Origin of the sequence: Allorhizocola rhizosphaerae, assembly GCF_003426775.1 — a bacterium.
In the GTDB taxonomy this organism is placed as follows: domain Bacteria; phylum Actinomycetota; class Actinomycetes; order Mycobacteriales; family Micromonosporaceae; genus Allorhizocola; species Allorhizocola rhizosphaerae.
Window position 1 is genome coordinate 44,950 of the sequence record NZ_QJUG01000034.1, and the last position, 6,166, is coordinate 51,115.

Genomic DNA, 6,166 nt, shown 5'->3' on the forward strand with positions numbered 1-6,166 from the left:
CTTCGGTCCGAGCCTCGTGGAAGGAACAGACATATGTCGGTCGACCTGCCCCACGCCCTGGTCGCTGCTGCCCAGCGGCTGGGTGTGGCACAGTTACGCGTGTTCGGCCAGCCGCTGGCCGGCAGTCCGCGAGCGGTGGTCGTGCGAGCCGGCTCAACTGCCGGCGATGAGCATCGCCATGTGGTCGTGAAGGCCTTCGACATAGAACAGACCGATGAAGGCTGGCCCCGCGAGTCGACGGCGCTTTCTGTCCTCAATGGCCGGAGGTTGCCGGCACCGACCCTGCTGGCGGCGGTGGCCGACCCGCCGTTGATCGTCACGGCCGACCTCGGTACCGGGCTCAGCCTCGCCGATCGGCTGCGTGGCGACGACGCGGGTGCGGCGGCGCTGACGCTGCAGTCGTGGGCGAGATCGTTGGGCCGGCTGCACGCCGCGACGGTCGAGGCCGGGCGGGCGTTCGCCGCCGGGTTGACTCCCGGGATCGCGGCGGATTCCACCGAGGCCATGGTGACCGACGGCATCGAATCGCTGAGCCGAAACGTTGCCCGGGTCGGGTTGACCGCGTCAGACGAGGCGATCGCTCCGCTTCGGGCCCTCGCCGGCAGCGTCGGTGGGCCGGTGGCCCTCAGCCCGGCCGATGCCTGCCCCGACAACAACGTCGAAACACCGGACGGCCTCGTGCTCGTCGACTTCGAAAACGCGACCGTCCGCCCGGTGGCCTGGGACTTGGCCTACCTGGTCGTGCCATGGCCGACATGCTGGTGCGCATGGCGGTTGCCGGATGGCTTGGCCGCGGACGCTTTGGCCGAGTGGCGCTCCGCTTCGGCGCTGCCGCTATCCACTTTGGACATCGCTCGGGCCGCCATCGTCTGGGTCGCCATCGCGACCGGCTGGCTTCTGGGCGGAGCCCTCGACGGTGTGTCGGGCATTGGCCGCGACGACCGGACCGGGCCGCCGCGCCGCGCGCTGCTTCTGCACCGGTTGGGGCTGCTCACCGGTGCAACCGAGACCCGGCTGGCGCCGGTGGCTGACCTGGTCGACCCTGCGTTGCGCACGCTGGCAACCCAACTGCGAACGGCGCTTGTTCACCAGTGGGGAGAGCAAGAACTGCCGCTGCCACCGGCCCTGGACTGAACACCGGCGCGGTTCAAGGCTAGTTATATATGTCGATGTTCGGCTATCGTGGGCGAATCCCTCTCACCACGATGGAGTGTGATGCCCGAATGAAGCTGAAGCTATGGCGCGTCAGCACAGTCGCCCTCGCTACGGTTGGCATGGCCCTCACGATGGGCGCCACCGCTACCGCCAAGCCCGCCCTCGGAAACGGCGTCTACATCAGCGCCGCCGCACAGGCTCGCGCGCAGGCGTTCTGGACACCGGAGCGCATGCGCGCCGCACAACCGCTGGAGCTGCCCGCGGTGGCGGTACAGCCCGACGCGGTCGCCAAGGCCGGAACACCCACGACGATCGAGCCGATGGCCTTCCCCAACGGCGGCAGCGCCTGGACCGGCGGCGGTGCCGTGGTGCGTACCACCGGCCGGGTCTTCTTCACCTACCAGGGCCGCACCGCGTCCTGCTCCGGAAGCGCCGTCACCAGCGCCAACAAGAGCACCGTCATGACCGCCGGCCACTGCGTGAAGCTCGACGGCGCGTTCCACACCAACTGGACCTTCGTCCCGGCCTACAACAACGGCAACGCCCCCTACGGCACGTGGACCGCACGGTCGCTGCGGGCCACCCCGCAATGGGTCGCCAGCGAGAACATCACGTACGACATCGGCGCCGCCGTGGTCAACACGCTCAATGGGGCGCTGCTCACCGACGTCGTCGGCGGGCAAGGCGTCGCCTTCAACCAGCCCCGTGGGCAGAATATGTACGCCTTCGGCTACCCGGCCGCCTCGCCCTACAACGGCAGCACCCTGATCTACTGCAGCGGCACGGTCTTCAACGAGTTCCTCGGCACCGGTGCGATCGGCATGACCTGCAATATGACCGGTGGCGCGAGCGGCGGGCCATGGTTCCTGTCCTTCAGCGAAGCGACCGGCACCGGCCTGCTGAACTCCGTCAACAGCTTCAAGTACAACTTCTTCCCCAACTGGATGTTCGGGCCGTACTTCGGTCCGGATGCACAGAACCTTTACAACAGCGCGCAGAGCGCCTGAACCACAAGGGGCACCGGCGGCTTCGATCCGGCGGTGCCCCGCCTCTGTGGGTCGGCATCGCGTAGGCCGGCTCAGGCCGCGCAGACCGTCGGCGGGCTGCCCGCCGACCGCTTCAGGTCATCGATGGCCCTGGGTGTCCTACATCAACGTCCCGATCGCGCGGCGATCCCGTCCCTGATGCCTTCGCCAGCGGCTGGGATTTACCGCCTTCCCCAGCGGTGCGGCGTTGCTGCCGATGACCCTGCTCATCATCGCGAAACAGCCACGAATCGGAAGCCAGCTACGAAAAAGCCGTGTCCAACCGACGGCGCGGCTAAGTCGACGCTGGTGGCTTCCGAACGCGTTGCGGGAGCCACCTGCGGAAGACCTCTCGGGGGTGGCCTCTCCATGGCGATTCGCGTCACACAGCCATTGATTTAGAGCGGACTCTAACTCCTAGGGTCGATTCATCGCCGCAGTCGGCCGCGGAAGAAAGTACTAGGAGAGATCATGAGCGTTTGGTTTGTCACCGGTGCGTCGCGAGGGTTGGGTGCCGAGATCGTCCGTGCGGCGCTCGGCCGTGGGCACAACGTCATTGCCGCGGCCCGGGATACGTCGGCTGTGCTCAAGGCATACCCGGAGGAGCCGGCCGGGCTGCTGGCGGTGACCGCAGACGTGACCAGACCGGAGCAGCTGACGGCCGCGGTCGAGGCGGGCCTGGCGCAGTTCGGCCGGATCGATGTGGTGGTCAACAACGCCGGTTTCGGCGTGGTGGGCGCGGTTGAGGAGATCTCCGACAGTGCGGCCCGGGATCAGTTCGACGTCAACATCTTCGGCGTTCTCAACACATTGCGGGCGACCCTGCCGACCCTGCGAGCGCAGCGATCCGGGCACGTGCTCAACATCGGCTCGATGACCGGCTTCGCGACTGTGCCCGCGATGGGGCTATATGGCGCGACGAAGTTCGCTCTGGAGGGCATCTCCGAGGCGCTGCGCGGCGAGCTGGCCCCGTTGGGCGTTCGGGTCACGATTATCGAGCCGGGCAGCTTCCGCACCGACTTCCTCAACGACTCCAGCCTGCAGGTCGAGCCAACGTCCATTTCGGACTATGCGGCGGGTGCGGGGCCGGTGCGCCAGGCCCTGGTCGCCAACAACGGCCGCCAGCCGGGCGATCCTGTGAAGGCGGCCAAGGCCATCGTCGACATCACCGAGGTCGCCGAGCCACCGCTGCGCCTGACACTCGGCACGGACGCTGTCGCCCGCATCGAGGCCAAGCTGGATCTGGTGCGGCGGGAGCTCGACCAGTGGCGGCACGTGGCCCTCTCCACCGACATCTGAGCATTACGGTCGCGTCGACGGTCCGGTCCCAGTCGGCATAATGCGCCATTTGATGCCGGGTGCCTGGCGTGCGCGACGACCTCGCCGACTGCCCGTGGCGATCCGCACCATCGGGCATGTCAACGTCAAGCTCAGGTCACCTCGTATTGAGGAACTGAGCGACCGCGGGTGCCAGGAGCGGCGAGAGCAGCACGTCATAGTGCGTGGTGCCCGGCAGGATCGCCAGATGCGTTGCCGCACGGCCGGATCCGTCCACACCGGCGTCGCGTTGCCCGCCCCCGAGCAGGCCATAGAAGTCTACGACGTGTGCGGGCCGCACGCTGTCGGCATCGGCGAAGACCAGCATGGTCGTGGCGCTGATCGCGGGCAGGTCGGCGGACCAGTCGTAGTCCTGCGCGAGGTGTTCGCTCGTCTTGGCGACGAGCTTGGCCCAGTCATCGGGCCGCGGCGCGACCCGGGCATAGTGCTGGTAATTCGGGGAAGGCTTCAGCATTTCCGCCAGCCCCGGGTGCTGGTGGTCCATCGCCGCGATCACTTCGGAGTGATTGCCAGACCGGGCGAAGGGCACGGAGACCAGGACCAGCCGGCGCACCAGCGCGGGGTGCTGGATGGCGGTGCGCAGCGCCACCTCGCCGCCGAGCGAATAGCCCATCAGATCGGCCTGTTCCAACCCGAGGTACCGGATCAGCGCGGCGATGTCCTCGGCGAGCAGCGCGGGGTCCAGTGGACGGTCGATGTCGGCCGTGCGGCCATGGCCCCGCATGTCGACGGCGATGACCCGGCGCTCGGCTGCCAGGGCGGGGACGATCGGGCCGAGCAGGGCGGCGGCGCCGAAGCCACCGTGAAGCAGGATCAGCGGCTCGCCTGCGCCGTGCTCCTCATAGTGCAGGGACAAGCCGTTGACCTCGGCGTAGCTTGCGGGGTTTACCTCGGTGGTGAGCTGGTTCATTCGGTTCCATTCGTTGTGCCCTCTGCGGCCGGGGCCCTGAGCGGCTCGGCGCAACTGAACTGAACCGTACAGATAAGTTTTGCTGAACGCAACAGTTAAGTTAGGCTCGGATCATGCCGCAGGCCAACGCAACGTCAGCTCCATCGGGCAAGCGCGCAGAGCGCAGCAGGCAGGCCATCATCGCCGCCGCGCGCGAAGTGTTCGTCCGCGACGGGTTCGACGTCAACCTGGAGATCGTCGCCGCCGCCGCGGGCGTGTCAAAGGTGACCGTCTACAACCACTTCCGGAGCAAGGAAGACCTGTTTACGGCGGTCATCGGGCAGGCGTTGGACGAGGCTCTCGGCTCCACGCTCGGCGAGGCTCGGGCGTCGCTGACCAACACCAGGGACGTGCGTAAAGCGCTCACCCGCACCGCCCGTGCCTTGTTAGCGGGCGTCACCAGTCCGTCGGTGCTCGCGCTTCGCAACCTCGTGACCGGTGAGCTGCGCCGCTTTCCCCACCTCGGCCGGGCCTGGCAGGAGCGGGGCCCCGCGCAGTTCACCACCATCCTGGGCGAGGTATTCGAGGGCCTGTCCGACCGTGGCCACCTGACCATCGCCGATGTCCAGGTGGCCACCATTCAATTCGTTGCACTGACGCTCTATCCGCACCTGGTTGCCAACGCGTTCGGGTCCAGTGTCGACAGCGAACTCGCCGATCGCCTTGTCACCGAGGGTGTCGACATGTTCCTGAACCAGTACGAAGCGTAGTTCCGGTCAGCGGACCTCAAATTCCGCGAGTTGCAGACTTCCGCGGCTGTGCCAGCGCCGTGCGAATGTGTCCAACGCATTGCCGTACATCCACCTCGCATCGTCCAATTTCAGCGACGTATGTCGCTAGACGGGGGAGGAGACCATGCGTTGGACACTCAAAGGACGCCGTTCCCGGCCGTGAACCGCTTGGCGCGGAAAGCCGGGAACGGCGACGGCCGGTCAGCACCAGCCGCACGTCCCGCACTTTCCGTTGACGTACTGGCCGTCGCAGTACTGCGACCAGCACGACTTCAGGCTGCTTCCGCACGCCTGACACCAGAAATAGTTGGTGCAGCCCATGGTCGAGGCCGCGGCCGCCGTGGCACGCGGCACAAAGATCGACAACATCCGGTCGGCGAGCCGTCCAACGGTGCTCTTCATAACAGGCCTCCTTGGAACGATGGACGAAGATGCCATGGCACAGCGAGTCTCACGCTCGCCCGTGCGCGGGGCAGCCTCCTCGGACCATCTCGGACGCCGGCCGGGAGGCGGCGCGTGGGCCGTCCGGTGATGTGCCATGGGTGAGCCGGAACTGCCGGAGCCGGAGACCGCGAGCAGCCTGGACGAGTTGGTCGTCCGGCTGCGGCTGCTCAAGGTGCTCTGTGGTGACCGCCCGTACTCGGCGATAGCCAAGGCGGTCAACGACGCGTGGCGCAGGGACGGCAAGCCGCCCTGCGAGTGGACCACGAGAAGCACGGTCGCGGGCTACTTCGCCCTGGGGCGGCGGCGCCTCGATGAGGAATTGCTTGTCAGCATCGTGCGGGCCCTGCACCCGGACGCCGACTACGTGCGCCGGTGGCGCCGGGTGCTGCGCGGCATCCGGGGAAGCAGCGCGCTGGCGGCGCCGGTGGCCGCCCGCCTCGGGCTGCCCGACCCGCCGCCGGAGACGTTCGAGCGGGACGCGCCGCTGCGACGCCTGATGGCCCTGGTCCGCGAGCGGGACGCCT

6 protein-coding genes and 1 pseudogene are annotated in these 6,166 nt (G+C 67.8%); 5 read left to right on the forward strand and 2 right to left on the reverse strand.

What is annotated here, in order from left to right; translation table 11 throughout:
- Positions 1–33: 33 nt before the first annotated feature.
- The 3 genes from DM816_RS09730 to DM816_RS09740 all read left to right on the forward strand — a co-directional run bounded on the left by DM816_RS09730 (position 34) and on the right by DM816_RS09740 (position 3,479).
- The gene (locus tag DM816_RS09730) at positions 34–1,134 is read left to right on the forward strand and encodes a phosphotransferase (RefSeq protein ID WP_117209826.1); all 1,101 of its coding nucleotides are present in this window, start codon (positions 34–36) and stop codon (positions 1,132–1,134) included.
- Positions 1,135–1,223: 89 nt separating this feature from the next.
- Positions 1,224–2,162 (forward strand): trypsin-like serine peptidase, encoded by a 939-nt coding sequence (locus DM816_RS09735; protein WP_117209827.1) that lies wholly within the window; start codon positions 1,224–1,226, stop codon positions 2,160–2,162.
- Between the two features lie 489 nt (positions 2,163–2,651).
- The gene (locus DM816_RS09740; RefSeq protein WP_117209828.1) at positions 2,652–3,479 is read left to right on the forward strand and encodes an oxidoreductase; all 828 of its coding nucleotides are present in this window, start codon (positions 2,652–2,654) and stop codon (positions 3,477–3,479) included.
- Positions 3,480–3,615: 136 nt separating this feature from the next.
- Here DM816_RS09740 and DM816_RS09745 read toward each other — a convergent pair whose 3' ends face one another.
- The gene (locus DM816_RS09745; RefSeq protein WP_117209829.1) at positions 3,616–4,428 is read right to left on the reverse strand and encodes an alpha/beta fold hydrolase; all 813 of its coding nucleotides are present in this window, start codon (positions 4,426–4,428) and stop codon (positions 3,616–3,618) included.
- A gap of 113 nt (positions 4,429–4,541) precedes the next feature.
- Between DM816_RS09745 and DM816_RS09750 the strand changes: the two genes are divergently transcribed.
- Positions 4,542–5,177 (forward strand): TetR/AcrR family transcriptional regulator, encoded by a 636-nt coding sequence (locus DM816_RS09750; protein ID WP_117209830.1) that lies wholly within the window; start codon positions 4,542–4,544, stop codon positions 5,175–5,177.
- Positions 5,178–5,399: 222 nt separating this feature from the next.
- Here DM816_RS09750 and DM816_RS09755 read toward each other — a convergent pair whose 3' ends face one another.
- Entirely contained in the window at positions 5,400–5,600 is a 201-nt protein-coding gene (locus tag DM816_RS09755; protein ID WP_117209831.1) for a hypothetical protein, read from the reverse strand.
- Positions 5,601–5,736: 136 nt separating this feature from the next.
- On the opposite strand from DM816_RS09755, the pseudogene DM816_RS09760 reads away from it, so the two are divergent.
- Positions 5,737–6,166 (forward strand): annotated as a pseudogene (locus tag DM816_RS09760) (tetratricopeptide repeat protein); the annotation flags it as partial.

What these genes read in the sequence shown, in the direction of transcription:
- DM816_RS09750 (WP_117209830.1), top strand. Translation starts at nt 4,542, where the DNA reads ATGCCGCAGGCCAACGCAACGTCAGCTCCATCGGGCAAGCGCGCAGAG.
- DM816_RS09745 (WP_117209829.1), bottom strand. Translation starts at nt 4,428, where the DNA reads ATGAACCAGCTCACCACCGAGGTAAACCCCGCAAGCTACGCCGAGGTC.
- DM816_RS09730 (WP_117209826.1), top strand. Translation starts at nt 34, where the DNA reads ATGTCGGTCGACCTGCCCCACGCCCTGGTCGCTGCTGCCCAGCGGCTG.
- DM816_RS09740 (WP_117209828.1), top strand. Translation starts at nt 2,652, where the DNA reads ATGAGCGTTTGGTTTGTCACCGGTGCGTCGCGAGGGTTGGGTGCCGAG.
- DM816_RS09755 (WP_117209831.1), bottom strand. Translation starts at nt 5,600, where the DNA reads ATGAAGAGCACCGTTGGACGGCTCGCCGACCGGATGTTGTCGATCTTT.
- DM816_RS09735 (WP_117209827.1), top strand. Translation starts at nt 1,224, where the DNA reads ATGAAGCTGAAGCTATGGCGCGTCAGCACAGTCGCCCTCGCTACGGTT.